At 72.0% G+C, this 19,962-nt stretch carries 17 protein-coding genes and 1 tRNA gene; 6 read left to right on the forward strand and 12 right to left on the reverse strand.

What is annotated here, in order from left to right:
• Positions 1-243: 243 nt before the first annotated feature.
• Positions 244-960 (forward strand): response regulator transcription factor, encoded by a 717-nt coding sequence (locus ABZ135_RS11415; RefSeq protein ID WP_356694434.1) that lies wholly within the window; start codon positions 244-246, stop codon positions 958-960.
• On the opposite strand, the gene ABZ135_RS11420 is transcribed toward ABZ135_RS11415, so the two are convergent.
• Entirely contained in the window at positions 919-1,416 is a 498-nt protein-coding gene (locus tag ABZ135_RS11420; RefSeq protein WP_356064338.1) for a MarR family transcriptional regulator, read from the reverse strand. The genes ABZ135_RS11415 and ABZ135_RS11420 overlap by 42 nt on opposite strands.
• A gap of 163 nt (positions 1,417-1,579) precedes the next feature.
• Between ABZ135_RS11420 and ABZ135_RS11425 the strand changes: the two genes are divergently transcribed.
• The gene (locus ABZ135_RS11425) at positions 1,580-2,413 is read left to right on the forward strand and encodes a trans-aconitate 2-methyltransferase (protein ID WP_356694268.1); all 834 of its coding nucleotides are present in this window, start codon (positions 1,580-1,582) and stop codon (positions 2,411-2,413) included.
• A 51-nt stretch (positions 2,414-2,464) separates the two neighbouring features.
• Here ABZ135_RS11425 and ABZ135_RS11430 read toward each other — a convergent pair whose 3' ends face one another.
• Together ABZ135_RS11430 and ABZ135_RS11435 are read right to left on the reverse strand one after the other, a co-directional pair.
• Entirely contained in the window at positions 2,465-3,145 is a 681-nt protein-coding gene (locus tag ABZ135_RS11430; protein ID WP_356694436.1) for a TetR/AcrR family transcriptional regulator, read from the reverse strand.
• Entirely contained in the window at positions 3,145-4,137 is a 993-nt protein-coding gene (locus ABZ135_RS11435) for a fatty acid desaturase (protein ID WP_356694270.1), read from the reverse strand. The genes ABZ135_RS11430 and ABZ135_RS11435 overlap by 1 nt, the downstream gene beginning before the upstream one ends.
• A gap of 226 nt (positions 4,138-4,363) precedes the next feature.
• On the opposite strand from ABZ135_RS11435, the gene ppc reads away from it, so the two are divergent.
• Complete coding sequence (gene ppc / locus ABZ135_RS11440) at positions 4,364-7,093, forward strand: phosphoenolpyruvate carboxylase (protein WP_356694272.1); 2,730 nt, start codon at positions 4,364-4,366, stop codon at positions 7,091-7,093.
• A 66-nt stretch (positions 7,094-7,159) separates the two neighbouring features.
• On the opposite strand, the gene ABZ135_RS11445 is transcribed toward ppc, so the two are convergent.
• The 7 genes from ABZ135_RS11445 to ABZ135_RS11475 form a co-directional block, all read right to left on the reverse strand.
• A complete protein-coding gene (locus ABZ135_RS11445; RefSeq protein ID WP_356694274.1) occupies positions 7,160-7,933 on the reverse strand; it encodes an LPXTG cell wall anchor domain-containing protein in 774 nt (257 codons plus the stop codon).
• A 128-nt stretch (positions 7,934-8,061) separates the two neighbouring features.
• Entirely contained in the window at positions 8,062-8,505 is a 444-nt protein-coding gene (locus ABZ135_RS11450) for a hypothetical protein (RefSeq protein ID WP_356694276.1), read from the reverse strand.
• A 33-nt stretch (positions 8,506-8,538) separates the two neighbouring features.
• A complete protein-coding gene (pth, locus tag ABZ135_RS11455) occupies positions 8,539-9,135 on the reverse strand; it encodes an aminoacyl-tRNA hydrolase (RefSeq protein ID WP_356694278.1) in 597 nt (198 codons plus the stop codon).
• A 93-nt stretch (positions 9,136-9,228) separates the two neighbouring features.
• Entirely contained in the window at positions 9,229-9,819 is a 591-nt protein-coding gene (locus ABZ135_RS11460; RefSeq protein WP_356694280.1) for a 50S ribosomal protein L25/general stress protein Ctc, read from the reverse strand.
• Between the two features lie 303 nt (positions 9,820-10,122).
• On the reverse strand, positions 10,123-11,097 hold the full coding sequence (locus ABZ135_RS11465; protein ID WP_345487602.1) for a ribose-phosphate diphosphokinase: 975 nt from the start codon (positions 11,095-11,097) through the stop codon (positions 10,123-10,125).
• A 122-nt stretch (positions 11,098-11,219) separates the two neighbouring features.
• Positions 11,220-12,668: a bifunctional UDP-N-acetylglucosamine diphosphorylase/glucosamine-1-phosphate N-acetyltransferase GlmU gene (glmU, locus tag ABZ135_RS11470; RefSeq protein ID WP_356694282.1), complete on the reverse strand. Its 1,449-nt coding sequence runs from the start codon at positions 12,666-12,668 to the stop codon at positions 11,220-11,222.
• Between the two features lie 110 nt (positions 12,669-12,778).
• Positions 12,779-12,849: transfer RNA gene (locus ABZ135_RS11475), tRNA-Gln, on the reverse strand.
• A gap of 187 nt (positions 12,850-13,036) precedes the next feature.
• Between ABZ135_RS11475 and ABZ135_RS11480 the strand changes: the two genes are divergently transcribed.
• The gene (locus ABZ135_RS11480) at positions 13,037-14,446 is read left to right on the forward strand and encodes a histidine kinase (RefSeq protein WP_356694284.1); all 1,410 of its coding nucleotides are present in this window, start codon (positions 13,037-13,039) and stop codon (positions 14,444-14,446) included.
• 98 nt (positions 14,447-14,544) lie between these two features.
• Here ABZ135_RS11480 and ABZ135_RS11485 read toward each other — a convergent pair whose 3' ends face one another.
• Together ABZ135_RS11485 and ABZ135_RS11490 are read right to left on the reverse strand one after the other, a co-directional pair.
• The gene (locus tag ABZ135_RS11485; RefSeq protein WP_356694286.1) at positions 14,545-15,045 is read right to left on the reverse strand and encodes an SUKH-3 domain-containing protein; all 501 of its coding nucleotides are present in this window, start codon (positions 15,043-15,045) and stop codon (positions 14,545-14,547) included.
• Between the two features lie 11 nt (positions 15,046-15,056).
• Positions 15,057-15,578, reverse strand: coding sequence for a YwqJ-related putative deaminase (locus ABZ135_RS11490; protein WP_356694288.1), 522 nt, complete (start codon positions 15,576-15,578; stop codon positions 15,057-15,059).
• A 246-nt stretch (positions 15,579-15,824) separates the two neighbouring features.
• Here ABZ135_RS11490 and ABZ135_RS11495 point away from each other — a divergent pair, with 246 nt between their 5' ends.
• Both ABZ135_RS11495 and ABZ135_RS11500 read left to right on the forward strand, forming a co-directional pair.
• Positions 15,825-16,826 carry an HNH endonuclease gene (locus tag ABZ135_RS11495; protein WP_356694290.1) on the forward strand — a complete coding sequence of 334 codons (1,002 nt, stop codon included), beginning with the start codon at positions 15,825-15,827 and terminating at the stop codon, positions 16,824-16,826.
• Positions 16,827-16,833: 7 nt separating this feature from the next.
• The gene (locus ABZ135_RS11500; RefSeq protein WP_356694292.1) at positions 16,834-19,869 is read left to right on the forward strand and encodes an SUKH-4 family immunity protein; all 3,036 of its coding nucleotides are present in this window, start codon (positions 16,834-16,836) and stop codon (positions 19,867-19,869) included.
• Positions 19,870-19,962 lie beyond the last annotated feature (93 nt).

The following is a 19,962-nucleotide window of genomic DNA, read 5'->3' on the forward strand; positions in this document are numbered from 1 at the left end:
CTTGCCCGAAGGGTGCCCGTTCGGGTCCGGACATCCGCGTTTTCGCCTCCAGGCGTGCGGCGCGCCCGTAGTCTGTGCGCAGCATCGGTGGGGGCCGGTGCTGATCAGGGGTATCGAGACCCGCCGGGTACGGCGCCCGGGGCGGGGGTAACTGTCAGGACACGGCGGCGGCCGTGCGACCGGCGGACCCGCTCCCGGCGTCGTGCCCGCGCCGGGCCGTCCTCGCACACTCTGGGGGTGTCCGTGGCCCGTATCCGGGTTCTGGTGGTGGACGACCACCGTGTCTTCGCCGAATCGCTGGCCGCCGCGCTGGCGGCGGAGCCCGACATCGACGTGGCCGCGGCGGGAAGCGGGCCGGCCGCCCTGCGCTGTCTCGACCGGGCGGCGGCGGAGGGGCGCCGGTTCGACGTGATGCTCGTCGACGCCGATCTGGGCGATGCCGACGGGGTGGCCTGGGTCGGGGAGGTGCGGGACGCGCGGCCGGGGGTGCGGGTGGTGGTGCTCGCCGAGAAGGACGAGGCGCGGCGCGCGGCGCTCGCCCTGCAGGCCGGGGCCTGCGGATGGGTGGCCAAGGACTCCTCGCTGCAGCGGCTGCTCGCGGTCGTGCGGGGGGTGCTGCGGGACGAGACGCATCTGCCGCCCGCCCTGCTGACCGGCGTGCTGAAGGAGCTGACGGAGGACCGCCGGCACCGGACGGAGAGCGAGCGGCTGGTGGAGTCGCTGACGCCGCGGGAGCGCGAGGTGCTGCGCTGCATGGTGGCCGGGCTGGGGCGGAAGGCCGTCGCGGAGCGGCTCTTCCTCAGTCCCCATACGGTGCGGACGCACATGCAGAACGTGCTGGGCAAGCTGGGCGTGCATTCGACGCTCGCGGCGGTCGCCCTGGCCCGGCGGGCCGGTGTCGGGCCCGCGGAGGACGCGCTAGCCGGGGATGTTGTCGAACGGGGCGGTCAACTGGCGTAGCAGATCGGCCAGCTCGCCGCGCTGGGTGCGCGAGAGGCGGGCCAGGATGGCACGCTCCTGGGCGAGCAGTCCGGCGAGCGCCTGGTCGGCCCGGTCACGGCCCTCGGGGGTGAGGCGGACGAGGACTCCGCGCCGGTCGCTGGGGTCCGGGAGCCGTTCGACCAGGCCCTTCTTGGCGAGCCGGTCGATGCGGTTGGTCATGGTGCCCGAGGTGACCAGGGTCTGGGTGAGCAACTGGCCGGGGGAGAGCTGATAGGGCGCGCCGGCCCGGCGCAGCGAGGTCAGGACGTCGAATTCCCAGGGCTCGAGCTGATGCTCGGAGAAGGCGAGGCGACGGGCGCGGTCGAGGTGGCGGGCCAGCCGGGAGACACGGCTGAGCACCTCGAGCGGTTCCACGTCGAGGTCGGGGCGCTCGCGGCGCCATGCAGCGACCAGTCGGTCGACCTCGTCCTCCATGACGATCAGTGTAGAGGGTCTGTTGACATAAAGTCTCTTGGTGTCGTCATTGTTGACATCAAGAATCTTGACGTCCAGATATAGTCTTCTTGACTATGGGGAAGAGACCGGGCCGGAACTCCGTTCCGCTTCGGCAACTCGTTCCAGCAAGGGGGCTTCGAACATGTATTCCGTGGACTCAGCGGCACCAACGTGGGACCCACAGCAGTACCTCCGACACTCCGGACACCGCACCCGTCCGTTCCTCGACCTGCTCACCCGAATACCCGAACTTCCGCACCGTGACCGTCCCGCCCGCATCGCGGACCTCGGCTGCGGCCCCGGCAACGTCACCGTCCTGCTCGCCGACCGCTGGCCCGACGCGCACATCACCGGATTCGACCTCTCGCCCGAGATGCTGGAGCGAGCCGAGAAGGACTGGGCGGGGACCACGGCGGGCGGCGGCTGGCTCGACTTCCGGCCCGCCGACGCGGCCCACTGGACGCCCGACGAGCCCTATGACCTGATCGTCTCCAACGCCGCCCTGCAATGGGTGCCCAACCACCCCGAGTCCTTCGCCTGCTGGATCGACGGACTCACCCCCGGCGGAACGCTCGCGTTCCAGGTGCCGGGCAACTTCACCTCGCCGAGCCATGCCCTGCTCGGCGAACTGTGCGAGACCCCGGAGTGGCGCGACCGGGTGGGGGACCTCGGCCGGCGCTTCGTCCACATCCTGGACGCGGCGGACTACCTCCAGCGGCTCACCGACCTCGGCTGCGAGGCGGACGTCTGGGAGACCACCTACCACCAGATGCTGCCGGGGGACGACCCCGTGCTCGACTGGGTCAAGGGCACCGCCCTCAGGCCCGTCCTCACCGCCCTCAGGGACGACCGGGCCGCCACGGAGGCGTTCCTGGCCCAGTACCGTGACCGGCTGCGCGAGGCGTACCCGCGGGGACCGCACGGCACCCCGTTCCCGTTCCGGCGGATCTTCGCCGTCGCACGGAAGGCCGCCTGATGTTACGGACGGGGGCGCCCCACCCGTGGTGCGGCGCCCCCGTCGCGGCGATCAGCTCTTGCGGTGCCCTATCAGGCGCGGCTTCTGCTCCAGACCGTCCAGACCGTGCCAGGCCAGGTTGACCAGATGCGCCGCCACCTCCGCCTTCTTGGGCTTGCGCACGTCCAGCCACCACTGACCGGTCAGCGCCACACTGCCCACCAGCGCCTGCGCGTAGAGGGGCGCCAGCTTCGGGTCAAAACCGCGGGCCTTGAACTCCAGACCCAGGATGTCCTCCACCTGCGTGGCGATGTCGCTGATCAGCGAGGCGAAGGTGCCCGTCGACTGGGCCACCGGCGAGTCCCGCACCAGAATGCGGAAACCGTCCGTATAACGCTCGATGTAGTCGAGCAGGGCGAACGCGGCCTGTTCGAGGAGCTCACGCGGGTGCCCGGCGGTCAGGGCGCCGGTCACCATGTCGAGCAACTGGCGCATCTCCCGGTCCACCACGACCGCGTACAGACCCTCCTTGCCGCCGAAGTGCTCGTAGACCACCGGCTTGGAGACCCCCGCCTTCGCGGCGATCTCCTCCACCGACGTGCCCTCGAAGCCCTTCTCCGCGAAGAGCGTGCGACCGATGTCGAGGAGCTGCTCCCGGCGCTCGGCGCCGGTCATCCTCACCCGGCGGCCACGCCGGGACTTCTGCTGCTCGCTCGCGCTGCTGGAACTGCCGTCGATCGCCACGTTCTCCATCATGCCGCGTCTGCGGGCAGGCTCTGGCGCCGGGCGTCGATCCGCTCCTTGGCCGGCCAGCGCACGTCGTAGGCCCAGCCAAGGCGCTCGAACCAGCGGATCAGCCGGGCACTGGAGTCGATCTGGCCGCGCAGCACCCCGTGCCGGGCCGAGGTCGGGTCCGCGTGGTGCAGGTTGTGCCAGGACTCGCCGCAGGACAGCACCGCCAGCCACCAGACGTTGCCGGAGCGGTCCCGGGACTTGAAGGGGCGCTTGCCGACCGCGTGACAGATCGAGTTGATCGACCACGTGACGTGGTGCAGCAGCGCCACCCGCACCAGCGAGCCCCAGAAGAACGCGGTGAACGCGCCCCACCACGACATCGTCACCAGGCCGCCGACGACGGGCGGGATGGCGAGGCTGACCACGGTCCACAGGACGAACTGGCGGGAGATCCCGCGGATCGCCGGGTCCTTGATCAGATCGGGTGCGTACTTGTGCTGCGGCGTCTGCTCCTCGTCGAACATCCAGCCGATGTGAGCCCACCACAGCCCCTTCATCAGGGCCGGAACCGTCTCCCCGAACCGCCACGGCGAGTGCGGGTCACCCTCGGCGTCGGAGAACTTGTGGTGCTTGCGGTGATCCGCCACCCAGCGGACCAGCGGCCCCTCGACGGCCAGCGAACCCATGATCGCCAGCGCGATGCGCAGCGGACGCTTCGCCTTGAAGGAACCGTGCGTGAAGTAACGGTGGAAGCCGATCGTGATCCCGTGGCAGCCGATGAAGTACATCGCCGTCATGAGACCCAGATCCAGCCAGCTCACCCCCCAGCCCCAGGCCAGCGGCACCGCCGCGACCAGGGCCAGGAAGGGCACCGTGATGAACAGCAGCAGCGTGATCTGCTCGATCGAACGCTTGTTGTCGCCGCCCAGCGTGGCGGAGGGCAGGTCTCGAGCGGTGTCGAGTGCCTCGGACTGCGCGGACTCCGAGGTCACCTCGGGGCTTGTGGTCATACGTGTCCCCTGGGGGGTGAGGGTAGGGAAAGGACGCTTAGGCTACGGTTCCGTAACCTACGGCGACGTAAGTATGGCAGCGCCTCGGCGCGCGGCAAGAGCGCCAAAGGCGGGGCGTGCTCCGCGCCGCCGATGCGGACACCTATCCTTGGAGCGTCGGACAGCGCGGTCCGCAAGCCTCCAGTACCCCTCCAGACGTGCTCAAACACTGCAAGGAGCCGCACCTGTGAGCAGTGCCGACCAGACCTCCACCGCCAGCGCCGAGCTGCGCTCCGACATCCGCCGACTGGGCGATCTCCTCGGCGAGACGCTCGTGCGCCAGGAGGGCCACGAGCTCCTGGAACTCGTCGAGAAGGTCCGCCGCCTCACCCGCGAGGACGGCGACGCCGCCGCCGAGCTGCTGCGGGGCGTCGAACTGGAGACCGCCGCCAAGCTCGTGCGCGCGTTCTCCACCTACTTCCACCTCGCCAACGTCACCGAGCAGGTCCACCGCGGCCGGGAGATGCGCGAGAAGCGCGCCGCCGAGGGCGGCCTGCTCGCCCGTACGGCCGACATGCTCAAGGACGGCGACCCCGCCCACGTACGCGAGACGATCAAGAACCTCAACGTGCGGCCCGTGTTCACGGCCCACCCCACCGAGGCCGCCCGGCGCTCCGTCCTCAACAAGCTGCGACGGATCGCCGCCCTCCTGGAGACCCCGGTCATCGAGGCCGACCGGCGCCGCACCGACCTGCGGCTCGCCGAGAACATCGACCTCATCTGGCAGACCGACGAACTGCGCGTGGTGCGGCCCGAGCCCGCCGACGAGGCCCGCAACGCCATCTACTACCTCGACGAGCTGCACGCCGGCGCCGTCGGCGACGTCCTCGAGGACCTCGCCGCCGAACTCGAGCGCGTCGGCTTCGAGCTGCCCGCCGGCACCCGCCCGCTCACCTTCGGCACCTGGATCGGCGGCGACCGCGACGGCAACCCCAACGTCACCCCCCAGGTCACCTGGGACGTGCTGATCCTCCAGCACGAGCACGGCATCACCGACGCCCTCGAACTCGTCGACTTCCTGCGCGGACTGCTGTCCAACTCCATCCGCTACGCCGGCGCCACCCAGGAACTCCTGGACTCCCTCCAGACCGACCTGGAGCGCCTGCCGGAGATCAGCCCCCGCTACAAGCGGCTCAACGCCGAGGAGCCCTACCGGCTCAAGGTCACCTGCGTCCGCCAGAAGCTCCTCAACACCCGCGAGCGGCTCGCCAAGGGCACCCCGCACCAGGACGGCCGCGACTACCTCGGCACCGCCGAGCTGCTGCGCGACCTCACCCTCATCCAGACCTCGCTGCGCGAGCACCGCGGCGGCCTGTTCGCCGACGGCCGCATGGACCGGGTCATCCGCACCCTCTCCGCCTTCGGCCTCCAGCTCGCCACCATGGACGTCCGCGAGCACGCCGAGGCCCACCACCACGCCCTCGGCCAGCTCTTCGACCGGCTCGGCGAGGAGTCCTGGCGCTACGCCGACATGCCGCGCGACTACCGGCAGAAGCTGCTCGCCAAGGAGCTCCGCTCCCGCCGCCCGCTGGCCCCCACCCCGGCCCCGCTGGACGCCGCCGGGCAGAAGACCCTCGGCGTCTTCTTCACCGTCAAGGAGGCGTTCGAGCGCTTCGGGCCCGAGGTCATCGAGTCCTACATCATCTCGATGTGCCAGGGCGCCGACGACGTCTTCGCCGCCACCGTCCTCGCCCGCGAGGCCGGCCTCATCGACCTGCACGCCGGCTGGGCCAAGATCGGCATCGTGCCGCTCCTGGAGACCACCGACGAGCTGCGCGCCGCCGACGTCATCCTCAACGACATGCTCGCCGACCCGTCGTACCGCCGGCTCGTCTCGCTGCGCGGCGACGTCCAGGAGGTCATGCTCGGCTACTCCGACTCCTCCAAGTTCGGCGGCATCACCACCAGCCAGTGGGAGATCCACCGCGCCCAGCGGCGCCTGCGCGACGTCGCCCACCGCTACGGCGTCCGCCTCCGCCTCTTCCACGGCCGCGGCGGCACCGTCGGCCGCGGCGGCGGCCCCTCGCACGACGCGATCCTCGCCCAGCCCTGGGGCACCCTGGAGGGCGAGATCAAGGTCACCGAGCAGGGCGAGGTCATCTCCGACAAGTACCTCATCCCGTCGCTGGCCCGGGAGAACCTCGAACTGACCGTCGCCGCCACCCTGCAGGCGTCCGCCCTGCACACCGCGCCGCGCCAGTCCGACGAGGCCCTGGCCCGCTGGGACGCGGCCATGGACACCGTCTCCGACGCCGCCCACTCCGCGTACCGCAGGCTCGTCGAGGACCCCGACCTGCCCGCGTACTTCTTCGCCTCCACCCCCGTCGACCAGCTCGCCGACCTCCACCTCGGCTCCCGGCCGTCGAGGAGGCCCGACTCCGGCGCCGGCCTCGACGGACTGCGGGCCATCCCGTGGGTCTTCGGCTGGACCCAGTCCCGCCAGATCGTCCCCGGCTGGTACGGCGTCGGCTCGGGCCTCAAGGCCCTGCGCGAGGCCGGCCTGGACGCCGTCCTCGGCGAGATGTACGAGAAGTGGCACTTCTTCCGCAACTTCCTCTCCAACGTCGAGATGACGCTGGCCAAGACGGACCTGCGGATCGCCCGCCACTACGTCGACACCCTCGTCCCCGACGACCTCAAGCACGTCTTCGCCACCATCGAGGCCGAGCACGCGCTCACCGTCGCCGAGGTCCTCAAGGTGACCGGCGGCGAGAAGCTGCTCGACTCCAACCCGGTCCTCCAGCAGACCTTCGCCATCCGCGACGCCTACCTGGACCCCATCTCCTACCTCCAGGTCGCCCTGCTCGCCCGCCAGCGCACCGCCGCCGAGCGCGGCGAGGACCCCGACCCGCTGCTCGCCCGGGCCCTGCTGCTCACGGTGAACGGCGTCGCCGCCGGTCTGCGCAACACCGGCTGATCCTCCGCTCCACGTGACGGTGCCCCCGCGGGATCTCCCGCGGGGGCACCGTCACGACGGGGTACGTCAGTGCTGCTGCGCCTTGCGGCGGCGGCTCACCAGGAACGCACCGGCACCCGCGAGGGCGACGGCGACGGCGGCGAGAATGCCGACGGGGGCGCTGGAACCGGTCTCGGCCAGGTCGCCCTCGGCGCCACCGCCGTTACCACCGGCGGTGCCGGCGGTGCCGTTGCCACCGGCGGTGCCGGGGGCGTTGGTGGAGCTCTCCGAGGCGGACGCGGTCGGGGAGACCGACGTGCTCGGGGAGGTGGACGCGGTGCTGGACGGCGTGCCGGACGGGGTGCCCGACGGCGTGCCGCTGGGCGTGCCGGACGGCGTGCCCGAGGGGGTACCCGAGGGGGTGCCGGACGGGGTGGTGGTGACCGGGGTGCCGGGGCAGGTGTGCGAGAGGTTGAACTTCTTCGCTTCACCGTCGACCTCGGCGGTGGCGGAGGTCAGCTTCGCGCCGATGGTCGAGCCCACGTACGCGTGCTTGCCCGCCGAGCCGCCGAAGACGCTGAAGTCCGTGATGACGATCGGGGCACCGTTGTCGAACGTGACGGTCAGCTTGGTGAAGTTGGCCTCGTTGCCCTTGCTGCCGGCGAGCACGAAGTGCCAGCCGTCCTGCGTGGACGGGATGCCGTCGCACACCTTCTCGGTGTTCTCGAAGGAGGCGGCGCTGATCGGAAGGTCCTTCGCGTGGTGGAAGGGGACCTCGGCGGCCGACGCGGCCGGCGCCAGCGCGAGGGAGCCCGCCACGGCCGCGACGAGCGCGCCGGCGGTGATGAGAGAACGTCGCATTGTCGTCCATCTGTGGGATGAGGGATGCCGTGGGAGGTGGCGGGGGCAGCCTATCCGTTGCTCTAAGTCACCCTTAACCCAAGGGACATAACGATTCGGCGGGATCACGCCACCGTGTCCGAAAACGGTCAGAGCGCGAAGAACGCCCCCAGCAGCACCGCCGCACCCACCCCCGCCACCGACCACGCCGTCCGCACCATCCGCATCCCGCCGCCGATCAGCGGCGCCGCCAACAGCAGCGCCCCGCCCAGCGGCAGCCACGCGTGCAGCCCGCCGCCCCAGCCCGTGCGGACCGCCTCGTCCGTGCCCGGCTTCACCACCACCGGCAGCGTCTCGCCCTTCTGCGCCGCCACCGAGTGCGAGATCCGCAGCGTGTGATGCGGCGAGGCCGGATCCTCCGATACGTAACGGCCGCTGCACGTCTCCTCGTTGCAGCCGGTCACCGTCAGCGTGCCGTGCTCGCGCCCCTTGGACAGCAGCACATGCCGGGCCGTGTTCCAGGACGACCACGCCCCCGCGACCACGAGGAGCAGGACGACGAGGGCCATGGCGGCGTTACGGGCATGCGTCATGACCCGCGATCGTACAGTCGTACCCGAGCCGGGTCAGGAGTTGTACGCGGACTGCGCGCGCTCCAGACCCTCCGTCACCAGGCACTCCACGGCGTCCGCCGCCCGGTCCACGAAGTAGTCGAGCTCCTTGCGCTCGGTCGACGAGAAGTCCTTCAGGACGAAGTCCGCGACCTGCATCCGGCCCGGCGGCCGGCCGATGCCGAACCGCAGCCGGTGATAGTCCGCGCCCATCGCCTTCGTCATCGACTTCAGGCCGTTGTGACCGTTGTCGCCGCCGCCGATCTTCAGCCGCAGCACCCCGTAGTCGATGTCCAGCTCGTCGTGGACCGCCACGATGTGCGCCGTCGGCACCTTGTAGAAGTCACGCAGCGCCGTCACCGGGCCGCCCGACAGGTTCATGTACGACATGGGCTTCGCGAGCACCACACGGCGGTTGGCGGGCCCGGGCGGACCCATGCGCCCCTCCACCACCTGCGCCTGCGCCTTCTGCGCCCGCTTGAACGTGCCGCCGATCCGCTCGGCCAGCAGATCCACCACCATGAAGCCCACGTTGTGCCGGTTGCGCGCGTACTCCGGGCCCGGGTTGCCGAGGCCGACGATCAGCCAGGGGGCGTTCGCGTCGTCCGTCATCTGCGTCTCGTCTCCTCGTCCTCAGTACAGAAGAAACGGGGTGGCGGACCGTTCCCGGCCCGTCACCCCGTCACGTCAGGCAGAGCCTACGGCTCAGGCCTCGGCGCCCTCGCCCTCGCCCGCGTCGGCGGCCGGCTCCTCGGCCTGCGCGGCCAGGATCTGGATGACGACGGCGTCGGGGTCGGTCACCAGGGTGGTGCCCTTCGGCAGCGCGATGTCCTTGGCGTGGATCGAGTCACCGGCGGACAGGCCCTCGATGGAGACCGTGACGGACTCCGGGATGTGGGTGGCCTCGGCCTCGACGGAGAGCGTGTTCAGCACGTTCTCGACCAGGAAGGCACCCGGGGCCAGGTCGCCCTCGGTCTCGACGACGATCTCGACGGTGACCTTCTCGCCACGCTTGACCAGGAGCAGGTCGACGTGCTCGAGGAAGCCCTTCAGCGGGTCGCGCTGGGCGGCCTTCGGGATGGCCAGCTCGGTGCCGCGGCCCTCGATGTCCAGGGACAGCAGGACGTTCGGCGTACGCAGCGCCAGCGTCAGGTCGTGACCCGGGAGGGTGAGGTGGACCGGCTCCGTGCCGTGGCCGTAGAGGACACCGGGAACCTTGGCGTCACGGCGGATCTTGCGGGCGGCGCCCTTGCCGAACTCCGTGCGGACGGAAGCGGCGAGCTTGACCTCGGACATGTGCACTCCTCGTATGGGTGGTGACGGATGCGACTGTCACCCGGCCACGACTGGCGATGGCCTGCTACGAAGAGCGCGTCGATAACGGACCGCCGGACCCGTGACGGGTCGGCCTCCCTCGCCGAGCAACCACGACAGTCTAGCGGCCGCGCCGGAACCGCCCAAATGGATCACGGGCGGCGGCCGGCGGCCGGCCGCCGCCCGGAGCACGCGTAAGGGCCGCCTCCCAGGGGAAGCGGCCCTTACCTCAGCCCTCAGCCGTCAGCCGTGAGTCGGCAGCCCTCAGCCGTCAGCCGGTGAAGCTCACTGCTCCTCGAAGAGGCTCGTCACCGAACCGTCCTCGAACACCTCACGCACCGCGCGCGCGATCGTCGGCGCGATCGACAGCACCGTGATCTTGTCCAGCTCCAGCGAGCTCGGGTCCGGCAGCGTGTCCGTGAAGACGAACTCGCTCACCTTCGAGTTCTTCAGCCGGTCGGCGGCCGGGCCGGACAGGATGCCGTGCGTCGCCGTCACGATGACGTCCTCCGCACCGTGCGCGAACAGGGCGTCCGCGGCCGCGCAGATCGTGCCCGCCGTGTCGACCATGTCGTCCACCAGGACGCACACACGGCCCTCCACGTCACCGACGACCTCGTGCACCGTCACCTGGTTGGCGACGTCCTTGTCACGCCGCTTGTGCACGATCGCCAGCGGCGCGTCCAGACGGTCGCACCAGCGGTCCGCCACCCGCACACGACCCGCGTCCGGAGACACGATCGTCAGCTTCGTACGGTCCACCTTCGCACCCACGTAGTCCGCGAGCACCGGCAGCGCCGACAGGTGGTCCACCGGACCGTCGAAGAAGCCCTGGATCTGGTCCGTGTGCAGGTCCACGGTCAGGATGCGGTGCGCACCCGCCGTCTTCAGCAGATCGGCCACCAGGCGCGCCGAGATCGGCTCCCGCCCGCGGTGCTTCTTGTCCTGACGGGCATAGCCGTACGACGGAATGATCACGGTGATGCTCCGGGCCGAAGCCCGCTTCAGAGCATCGATCATGATCAACTGCTCCATGATCCACTTGTTGATCGGAGCCGTGTGGCTCTGGATCAGGAAGCAGTCCGCACCGCGAGCCGACTCCTGGAAGCGGACATAGATCTCACCGTTGGCGAAGTCGAAAGCCTTGGTCGGCACGATGCCGACACCAAGCTGGTGTGCGACCTCCTCGGCCAGCTCGGGGTGGGCGCGGCCGGAGAAGAGCATCAGCTTCTTCTCGCCGGTCGTCTTGATCCCGGTCACAGCACTGTCTCCTCGACGGGTTCTCTGGCCGCAAAAACCCCGCGCTCCCGTGCGCGCGTGCGAGCCAGCCGAATTTGTGTGCACGTATCACGGTACGCCGACTTCGACGTACTCGTTTCCGGTCAGCTTTCGCCGGCGGACTTCTCACTGGCGGCCTGAGCGGCCTGCGCCGCGGCGCTCCCCGGCCTCTTCCGAGCCACCCAACCCTCGATATTCCGCTGCTGGCCACGGGCCACGGCCAGCGAACCGGGCGGCACATCCTTCGTGATGACGGACCCGGCAGCGGTGTAGGCGCCGTCCCCGATCGTGATGGGTGCCACAAACATGTTGTCCGAACCGGTACGGCAGTGAGAGCCGATCGTCGTGTGGTGCTTCGCCTCACCGTCGTAGTTCACGAAGACACTCGCCGCACCGATGTTCGTGAATTCGCCGATCGTCGCATCACCGACGTACGACAGATGAGGGACCTTCGTCCCCTCACCGATCACGGCGTTCTTCATCTCCACATACGTACCCGCCTTGGAGCGCGCGCCCAGATCCGTCCCCGGACGCAGATACGTGTACGGCCCCACGGAGGCGCCCTCGCCCACCACGGCCCCGTCCGCCACGGTGTTGTCCACCCGCGCGCCCCGGCCGACCCTGGTGTCCTTCAGCCGCGAGTTCGGACCCACCACGGCGTCCTCGGCGACATGCGTCGCACCGAGCAGCAGCGTGTTCGGCAGCACCGTCGCGTCCGGCTCGAACGTCACCGTCACGTCCACGAACGTCGACGCCGGATCCACCACCGTCACGCCCGCCAGCATCGCCCGCTCGAGCAGCCGCGCGTTCAGCAGCGCACGGGCCTCCGCCAACTGCACGCGGTTGTTGATGCCCAGGATCTCCCGGTGGTCCGCCGCGACCGACGCACCCACCCGATGGCCGGCCTCCCGCAGGATCGACAGCACGTCCGTGAGGTACTCCTCACCCTGGCTGTTGTCCGTCCGCACCTTCCCCAGCGCGTCCGCGAGCAGCGCACCGTCGAACGCGAAGACCCCGGAGTTGATCTCCTTGATCGCCCGCTGCTCGTCCGTGGCGTCCTTGTGCTCCACGATCTCCGTCACCGCACCGGTCCCGGCGTCCCGCACGATCCGCCCGTAGCCGGTCGAGTCCGGCACCTCGGCGGTCAGCACGGTCACCGCGTTGCCGTCGGCGGCGTGCGTCGCGGCCAGCGCCCGCAGCGTCTCGCCCGACAGCAGCGGCGTGTCCCCGCACACCACCACGACGGTCCCCTCCGGAGCCCGCCCCAGCTCGCCCAGCGCCGTCCGCACCGCGTGCCCCGTGCCGTTCTGCTGCTCCTGCACGGCCGTCCGGGTCCCCGCGTAGTGCGCGTCGAGATGCGCCGTGACCTGCTCCCGCGCGTGCCCCACGACCACGACCAGGTCCTCGGGCTCCAGCTCACGAGCGGCGGACACGACATGCCCGACGAGCGACCGCCCGGCGATCTCGTGCAGAACCTTGGGAGTCTTCGACTTCATGCGGGTGCCCTCACCCGCTGCGAGGACGACGACGGCGGCCGGGCGGTTGGCGCTCACGGGAATGCCCTTCGGCTTTCGGGTGGTGGACTTCCGAAGGATACCGGGGGGTACCGGGCCGGACATGAGTAAGGGTCCCGACCTGAGAGGTCGGGACCCGAACCGAGCGGCTCCCGGAGAAGGAATCGAACCCTCATTCAACGGACCAAAACCGTTTGTCCTACCTTTAGACGATCCGGGATCGCATGCCCCTTGTGTCCGATTTCCTCGGACCCTTGCGGAGGCAGCCCCTACTATGCCGCACCAGACACCCTCGATGCGACGGTACAGGTCGGCACTTCCGCGAATGCGGAGGGCGGGACGGCGTCGCGCCGCGGAGGCGGTGGGAGGCGGGAAAATCGGTGGCCCTCGACCGTAGGGTGGAAGGCATGACCGCAACGGGGGCAGACCAGGACGCGGCGGGCACGCAGGTGGCCCGTCGGAGCTGGTGGTGGTGGGGGAGACGGCGCAGTGTGGTGCTGGACGGGGCGTTGGCCGTCGTGTCCGCCCTGGAGTGCGGGCTCGAGGGGGTCGGGTTCGCGGAGCAGGCGTCGCTGCCGGTGCCGGTGGGGGTGCTGTTCGGGCTGGTGGTCGGATCGGTGCTGCTGGTGCGGCGGCGGTGGCCGATCACGGTGGTGCTCGTCTCGATCGCGGTGACGCCGGCCGAGATGGGCTATCTGATGGGGATCGTCGGTCTCTATTCGCTGGCCGCCTCGGAGGTTCCCCGGCGCTATACGGCGGCGCTGGCGGGGATGTCGACGGTCGCCGTCTATGTCGTGACGGTGGTGCGGATGCGCCAGGACGTGGCGCAGGCGGACGCCGGGCAGCCGGATTTCGATCCCAGCGGTTGGTACGTGCCCGTGGTGTCGATCTTCATGACGCTGGGCCTGAACGCCCCGCCGGTGCTGTTCGGTCTCTACATAGGCGCACGGCGCCGGTTGATGGAGTCGTTGCGGGAGCGTGCGGACAGTCTGGAGCAGGAGCTGTCGCTGCTGGCGGACCGGGCGGAGCAGCGGGCGCAGTGGGCGCGGCAGGAGGAGCGGACGCGGATCGCGCGGGAGATGCACGACGTGGTGGCGCACCGGGTGTCGTTGATGGTGGTGCACGCGGCGGCCTTGCAGGCGGTGGCGTTGAAGGATCCGCAGAAGGCGGTGCGGAACGCGGCGCTGGTGGGGGACATGGGGCGGCAGGCGTTGACGGAGCTGCGGGAGATGCTGGGGGTGCTGCGGGAGGAGGTGCCGAGCCCCTCCGCGACCTCCGCGCCGCCCGGTTCCCCCCCGCCGTCCGCTCCCTCCGGTCCGTCCGCCGCCGTGCCGCTGGCCGCCGTGGGGCGTGCGGCGGCGGCCGCCGCCGAGGCGGCCGCGGCGGAGGGCGGTCCGTGTCTGGACGCCCTGGAGGCGCTGGTGGAGCAGTCGCGGCAGGCCGGTGTGGTGGTGGAGCTCGTGGTGACGGGGGAGCGGCGGCGGTACGGGGCGGAGGTGGAGCAGACCGCGTACCGGGTGGTCCAGGAGGCGCTGACGAACGTCCACAAGCACGCGGCGGGTGCGGAGGTCGTGGTGCGGCTCGCGCATCGTGAGGCGGAGGTCGCGATGCAGGTGGAGAACGGTCCGTCGGCCGCGGGGGTGGCGGACGCGGACCTGCCGAGCGGCGGGAACGGTCTGGTGGGGATGCGGGAGCGGGTGTCCCGGCTCGGTGGGGTGTTCGTGTCGGGGCCGACGGACGCGGGTGGTTTCCGGGTGAGTGCGGTGCTGCCGGTGGAGGCGCGGTCGGCGGAGGCGGCGGAGCCGGCGACGTCCTGAGCACGGCCTGAGCGCCCGTACGGACCGTACGGACCCCGCCAGGGCACCAGGCACCAGGGCCCCTGGGACGGCCTGGGCCCCTGGGACCTCCAGGATCCCTACGGGCCCTGGACGAGGCGGGTGGGCTGGGTGCCGGTGATCAGGGTGGACAGGGCCGCGTCGATGTCGCGGCCGAGGTACCAGTCGCCGGTGTGGTCGACGCTGTAGACCCGTCCCTCCATGTCCATGGCGAGGACGGCTCGCTGCTCACCCTCGTCGGTCTCCTCGCCGAGCGGGGCCAGCTCGGTGTCGAGGGCGCGGCCGAGGTCGCCGAGGGTGCGGGCGAGGTGGAGCCCGGCGAGGGGGTCGAAGCGGACGGTCGCGGGCGCTATCTGCCGGCCGTGGCCGGGGGAGGCGACCCGCAGGCCGCCGAACTCGGCCCACGCCTCGACGACGGCGGGGAAGACCGTGTGGCGGTGCCCCGCGGGCGAGACGTGCCCGCGGAGGGTGTCGGCCCACTGTTCGGCGAGCTTGATGTCCCAGCGGCCGGGCTGCCAGCCGGCCTCGCGGAGGGCGGCGTCGACGTTCACGGGGAAGCGGGTGCTGTTGAGATCGGGCATGCGGGTCGGGTTCAGCCGTTCTGGGCGGTGGTCGGGTCGACGGTGCGCACTCCGAAGTGCGCGAGCATCGCCGTACAGGAGCGGCAGGGTGCGGCGTAGCTGCCGTGCAGCGGGTCGCCGTCCTCGCGGATGCGGCGGGCGGTGAGCTTGGCGTGCTTGAGGGAGCGGCGGGCCTCGCTGTGGGTGAGCGGTTTGCGCTGGGCTCGCTTGGAGCGGGCGTTCTCGGCGGCGGTGAGGTGCCGGGAGAGCAGGATCGCCTCGGGACAGCGTCCGGTGAAGCGTTCGCGCTGGCCGCTCGTGAGGGTGTCGAGGAAGTCCTGGACGAGCGGGTGAAGGGCGGGCGGCAGGTCGCCGCGGGCGGCGGTGCAGGTGAGCGTCTCGCCGCGGACGGAGAGGGCCGCGCCGACGGTGGGCAGGATTCCGTCGCGGCGGTGTCGCAGTAAGGGGGCGCGGTGGGTGTCGGCGTCGCTGCCCCAGATGAGGCGTGGGTCACCCTGTGTGGGCGGTGGTGCCGGTGTCGTGCTTGCGTGCATGGTGCGTGTCTTCCCCTCCTGCAATCCCCCGAGTTGCGTGAACAGCCTGCCAAACGCGGTGCCGGATGGGGAAGCTGGGGCGCGTAATCGTGCGTTCGGTGTGTCGGAACCATGGCGGTGCTGTCATGCCGTCGTGACACTTGGTCACCGTGGGCGGGATGCGCGCATCGTGCCGGGTCGGGGCCTTGTGGCACCGCTTAGGCTGTGCGGACCAGCCAGTAGAAAGCCACTCAGGGGGCAACCGCCATGACGACAGGTCGGCTCGGCCAGGACACCGTGCCGCCGAACGCGGCGTACGCCGGGCAGGTCGTGCACTTCCCGGACCCGGTCCGGGCCTCCCGTCATCCCCGAGGGGTGCGGGTGGACGAGCGCGGCTACCCGGATTTCTCTCCGTACGCGCGGGCGGCGGTGGAGATCGCCGATCCTCCGGAGGGTTTCGGGGTCGACGAACTGCGCCTGACGGATTACGTGTCGGCGAACGCGGCGCTGGCCGCGACGGGCCACGAGCTGTGGGACACGATTCCGGCGGTGGCGACGCCGCACGGCTGGACGTGGCACCACGTGGCGCACACGCGGCGTCTGGAGCTGGTTCCGGTCGAGGTGAAGGCGCTGCTGAGGCACCACGGCGGGGTGGCGACGGCGACGTCGGTGGATCAGTCGAAGCGGGGGACGCGGCCGCTGCAGGAGACCCGGCCGGTGCACTTCGGGCTGCCGAAGCGCGGGGCGTCGGTGTCGGAGCTGCAGGTGCAGGGCGTGGAGGAGGACCTGGGCTACCGGCTGCCGGGCGCGTACCGCTCGTTCCTGAAGGCGGCGGGCGGGTGCGCGCCGGTGGGTACGGCGCTGGACGCGGAGCTGGGGCTGCTGGTGGACCAGCCGTTCTTCACGGTGCGGGAGGAGGCGGGGGTCAATGACCTGGTCTATGTCAACAAGTGCCTCCGTGATCACCTGACGAAGGACTTCCTGGGTGTGGCCTTCGTGCAGGGCGGTCTGCTCGCGGTGAAGGTGAAGGGCGAGGCGGTCGGTTCGGTGTGGTTCTGCGCGTACGACGACGCGCGGGACGGCGGCGAGGTGGCGGCCGGCTGGACGGTGAACGAACGGGTGGAGCGGCTGCTGCTGCCCTGTGGTGAGGACTTCGACGCGTTCCTGCAGCGGTTGGCGGGCAGTCCGCCGGAGCTGGAGACGGTGGCGAATCTGATGGTGGACGGTGGCTTCGCGCGTGCCGTGCCCGTGGTCCCGGTGGGGGAGTGAGCTGGCAGTGGTGACGTTCGCGCAGGCGCAGGAGCGCGCCGAGGAGTGGATCAACGGCGATGTGCCGGCGTATCTGCACCGTGAGGTGCGGGTGCGGGAGTTCGGTCTCGGGTTCGTGGTGTGGGCGGAGGACCGTGAGGAGGCGCCGACCCCGGACGGGGGCCGGCAGCGTCTGGTCATCGCCCGGGACAGCGGTGAGGCGACGCTGTGGCCGGGGCTGCCGGTGGGTGAGGTGATCCGCCGGTACGAGGAGGAGTACGGCGCGGCGGCCGCGGAGGCGGCGGCGCCGGTTCCGGCGCAGGCGGCGCGGGTGGACCTGAATCAGACGTCGTTCCTGTTGAGCCCGCCGGAGTGGCTCCAGGAGGCGGCGGACAAGATCGGCCTTCCGCCGGTGGGCTCGAACGCGTCCCAGGCGGCCGCGGACGCGTCGCCGGAGTCGGCGTCGCACACGCCGCCGCTGCCGATGCCGGGCGCGGGCGGGGCCGGTGAGGGTGGGGCTCCCGCGGGTGCGCTGCCCGAGGCTGTGCCGTCGGCGGTGCCGGCGGGATCGGCGGCGGTCGCGTCCCCGGCCGCGGAGCCGGCGTCCGCCCCGGAGCCGGTGTCGGCGCCGGAGGCTTCGCCGGCCGGGGCGCCCGGTGCCGGGGCGGTGGCCGCGGACCTCGCTTCCGGCGGGCCGTCCACCACAGGAGCGTCCGACGGAACCCCGTCTTCCGGCGGAACCTCGTCTTCCGGCGGAACCTCGTCTTCCGACGGGCCGTCGGCCGCCGACGGGTCGTCCGCCGGTACGGGCTCCGTCGCTACGGGCTCCGCCGGGGACGTCGTGCCCGAGGTGTCGACCCCGCCGTGGGAGGCCGGTTCGGGCGCGGCTGCGCCCGTGGACGGCTCCGCCGGGGCCGGGGCCGGGGCCGGTTCCGCTGCCGACGCGCCGGCGCGGGTCGCCGAGCCGGAGGACGCTTCCGGTGCGCCCGCCGGTGGTGCGGTGTCTTCGGGGGCGGCCCCCGTGGGAGACGGTGCCGCCGAGGCCGCGCCGGAGGTGTCGGCCGCGCCTTGGGCGGCTTCGCCCGCCGCCTCTCCGGCGGCCGGTGCCGCTGAGGACGGTCACGAGCCGACCGCTTCGGACGGTGTGCCCGCGCAGAGCCCCTGGGCGGACGCCAACGCCAGTGCCGGTGGGGCCGACGGGGCCGTGCCGCTGCCGGCGACGGTGTTCGCGCCGCCGCTCTCGGGGGCGGACGACGAGGACACGCCGCCGCCGGCGGTGGGGCCGGACGCTCCCACGGCGCTGATGAAGGGCGGCAGCGCGCTGCCGCCGACCGCGATCGCGCCGCGGCTGGACGCGGACGGCATGTTCGGCCAGGGCGGCCCGCAGGCTCCGCCCGCGCCGTCGTCCCCTCCCGCCGCCCCCTCGACCCCTCCGGCGACGCCGCCGGCTCCCCCCGCCCCTCCCGCTCCTTCCGTGCCGTCCGCGCCCGGGGCCGCCGACATCGCCGACGCGGCGACCAGCAAGGCGCAGACGCCGCCGCCCGGTGGCTATGTGCGGACGCAGTTGGTGTCGCAGCTCGGGCCCGACGGCCCGCAGCCTCCCGGCCCGCCGGCGCCGCCGCCTCCGCCGGCGCCCGCCGTGCACCAGGCGGCGACGATGCTGGCGCACCCGAGCCAGGCCGGTCAGCCCGCCCCGCCCGGCCCGCCGGGTGTGCCCGGTCAGCCGGGTCACAGCGGTCCCATGGCCCCGCCGCCTCCGCCTCCGCCGCCGGGCGTGCCCGGTGCCGGTGGGGGTACGCCGGCGGGCGGTGTGGCGCACGCCGCGACGATGCTGGCCCACCCGAGCCAGGGCGGTCAGAGCGGCCCGATGGCGCCTCCGCCCCCGCCTCCGCCGCCGGGCGTGCCCGGTGCCGGCGGGGGTACGCCGCCGGGCGGTGTGGCGCACGCGGCGACGATGCTGGCCCACCCGGGCCCGGGCGGTCCCGCCGGGCCGCCTCCGCCGCCGGGGCCCGCGCCCGCGCCCGTATCCGCGCCGGCGCCCGCTCCCGGCCCCGGGCCCGCGTACGGGTATCCGCAGCCGCAGCCGACGGGCATGCCGACGGTGGGCCCGGGCTACCAGGCCGTGCTGCGCTACCGCGCGCCCGACGGTTCGGAGCAGCAGATCATCCGCCGCTCCGCGCCGGGCACCCCGCACCCCGAGTGGCAGATCCTGCACGAGCTGCGCGCCATGAACGTGCCGCCGCAGCAGGTGCTCGAACTGCACACGGAGCTGGAGTCCTGTGAGCTGCCGGGCGGTTACTGCGCGCGGATGATCCGGGAGACCTGGCCGCAGGCGCGGATCACCAACATCGCGCCGTACGGCCGGGATCACGCCGGCCGTCAGCAGGGCATGCGGCAACTCCTGACGCACCAGGGCGAGTTGCACCAGGTCGCGGACGGCCCGGCGCGGCCCGCGCCGGTGCGGGCGCCGCTGCCGCAGGTGCAGCCGGTGCCGCCGCTGCCGCCGGACGGGGTGGCGCAGGAGCTGGCCGGGGCGTTCGGCCCGGGCATCCTGCGCTTCGACCAGCGGGCGGTGTCCCGGCAGGGTGTGCCGGAGCTGGTGGCGGTCACGCTCGTGTGGGCGGGTCTGCCGGCCGACTTCGGGCCGTTCTTCTGGGCGCAGCCGGCGATGCCGGTGGTGCCGACGCTCGCGGAGCTCGCCGCGCAGCGCCAGGTGCAGCCGGCCCCGGACGCCGGTTCGTACCTGGTGCTCGGCTCGGACTTCGGCCGGGCGATCTGCGTCCAGTACGGGACGGCGCACATCGTCGCCGTACCGGTGGAGGCCGGTCCCGGCGGGCAGCCGGTGCCGCCGCAGTTCGTGAACACCGGGCTGCCAGAGTTCGTGCGCTGCCTGGCGCTGCTCGGCCGGATGTGGCGGCTGCGGTTCGGGCTCAACCCGGAGCAGGCGGGTCGCTGGACCGTCGACTTCCAGGCGCAGTTGGCGATGCTGGACCCGGCGGCGCTGGCGTCGCCGGAGAACTGGTGGTCGGTGCTGCTCGAGCAGATGTGGGACGGGCTGCTGTAGCTCGCCCCCGACGGAATGTGACCTAAGGCGCTCGGCGTGTGTTCACGTCGGGCGCCTTTTGTCCGTTCTTATGACGCATCCTGTACAGGTCAG

The organism is Streptomyces sp. NPDC006339 (assembly GCF_040612775.1).
In the GTDB taxonomy this organism is placed as follows: Bacteria; Actinomycetota; Actinomycetes; order Streptomycetales; family Streptomycetaceae; genus Streptomyces.